Annotated in this window: 1 protein-coding gene; it reads right to left on the reverse strand. The window is 71.0% G+C overall.

The features are described 5' to 3' along the window. On the reverse strand, nucleotides 1-1,422 hold a 1,422-nt coding region (locus ABZY45_RS35045; protein WP_356746302.1), incomplete at both ends, for a non-ribosomal peptide synthetase.

Consider the following 1,422-nt stretch of genomic DNA (forward strand, 5'->3'; position numbering starts at 1 on the left):
AACAACCCACACTGCTTCGCCCGGAAAACCACCTGAAGACTCAAAATCGAATCCCCACCCAAGGCGAAGAAATCGTCATGCACACCCACCGGACGGCTCGTCCCGAGGGTGTCCTGCCAGATCTGCGCCAGCCGCTCCTCGACGTCGTTCCGGGGAGCCACGAACTCCCCGGCAGGTGAGGCGTGTTCCTCCCAGGGCAGTGCCGCCAGGGCAGCCGTGTCGACCTTGCCGTTCGGCGTCAGCGGCAGAGCGTCGAGCAGGACGAAGACACCCGGGACCATGTAGGCGGGCAGCCGCTCCCCGAGGTAGGACTTCAGGTCCCCGGGCGTCACCTTCCCGTCGGAGACGACGTACGCCACCAGGCGGCGGGCCGACCGTTCCCCCCGCACCAGCACCGTGGCGCCGCGCACCGCGGGGTGCTGCGTCAGCGCGGTCTCGATCTCGCCGGGTTCCACCCGGAAGCCGCGGATCTTCACCTGGTCGTCGACCCGGCCGAGCACCTCGATGTCACCGCCGGGCATCAGGCGCACCAGGTCACCGGTCTTGTAGAGCCGGCCTCCCGAGCCGAACGGATCGGCGACGAACGCCTCGGCCGTCAGCTCCGGCCGCCCCAGATACCCCCGGGCCAGCCCCGCCCCACCGATGTAGAGCTCACCCGCGACACCGGCCGGCACCGGCTGGAGGGAGCGGTCCAGCACGACCACCCGGGTGTTGTCGAGCGCCCGGCCGATCGGCAGGACCTCAGGCGTCGGGTCCTGCGGCTCCATCCGGTAACAGGTGGCGAACGTCGTGGTCTCCGTGGGGCCGTAGACGTCCACCACGACCAGTTCGGGACATGCCGCGCGTACGTGCCGCACCGCGTCCGCCCGTACGGGCTCGCCTCCGGTCCACAGCTCACGCAGACCCTCCGCGCAGCCGGGGTCCTCCTCCGCGAAGAGGTGGAAGAGAGCTGTCGTCATGAACACCGCGGTGATCCCGTGCGCCGCTGTCAGCTCCCGGAGCGACTCGGAGGTCAGGGCCGCCCCCTGGGGCAGGGCCACCGCCCGGCCGCCGGAGAGGAGCGGCGCCCAGAGCTCGTAGGTCGAGGCGTCGAAGGCCTGCGGCGAGTGCATCAGCACGCACTCGTGACCTCGTGCGAACCGGCTGTCCAGAGCGAGCGCCGTGACGTCGGCGTGGGTGACGGCCACCCCCTTCGGGCGGCCGGTGGACCCGGAGGTGTACATCACGTAGGCCAGGTCGTCGCAGGTCCCGTCCGAATCCGGCGCCGTGTCCGGACAGCTCTCCAGCTCCGCCCACACATCCTCCAGCACCACCACCGGCACACCCACGGGCACCACCCCCGCCACCGACCGGCCCGCCAGCACCACACCCAGCCCCGCGTCCTCCACCATGTACGCCAACCGCTCACCCGGATACGCCGGA

It is taken from the genome of Streptomyces sp. NPDC006516 (genome assembly GCF_040611875.1).
In the GTDB taxonomy this organism is placed as follows: Bacteria; Actinomycetota; Actinomycetes; order Streptomycetales; family Streptomycetaceae; genus Streptomyces.